Source organism: Sphingomonas sp. CARO-RG-8B-R24-01, assembly GCF_022662295.1.
Classification (GTDB): domain Bacteria; phylum Pseudomonadota; class Alphaproteobacteria; order Sphingomonadales; family Sphingomonadaceae; genus Sphingomonas.
The window spans coordinates 1-462 of the sequence record NZ_JAKNQI010000021.1; the positions used below are offsets into that span (position 1 = coordinate 1).

At 62.1% G+C, this 462-nt stretch carries 1 protein-coding gene; it reads right to left on the bottom strand.

Annotated elements, in window-relative coordinates; genetic code table 11:
• The coding region (locus L8G49_RS20920; RefSeq protein WP_242187961.1) for an aldo/keto reductase at positions 1–412 on the bottom strand (412 nt) is incomplete at its 3' end.
• Positions 413–462 lie beyond the last annotated feature (50 nt).

The window sequence follows — 462 nt, forward strand, 5'->3', positions numbered from 1 at the left end:
CAAGATGCTCAGGCAGGAAGTTGCACACGCCGATCGACAGCGCCTTGCCCGCGTCGCGCAATCCCACCATCGCCTGCCAAGCCTCGACGTAGCGGTCTTCAGTCGGCACCGGCCAGTGCATCAGATACAGGTCCACCGCTTCGACCCCGAGAAGCGCCAAACTTTCATCGAGCGCCGCGACCGCGTCGCCGTGCCGCGTATTCCACAGCTTGGTCGTGATCCAGACGTCGTCGCCCTTGATCCCGTCTCCAACACCCATCTCATTGTCATAGGCGGCTGCGGTATCGACCAGTCGGAAGCCGACATCGAGACCCGTTCGTACGATCGTCGCCGCAGCGACGTTCTTGATCTGCCAAGTGCCCATACCGAGTTGCGGCATCGAGCGGTCGTCGTTGAGGGTGAGGTTAGCCATGGTCTTCGAACCATCGCGCCTCAAGCCGGTTCCGCTCCTGCCGATATCGC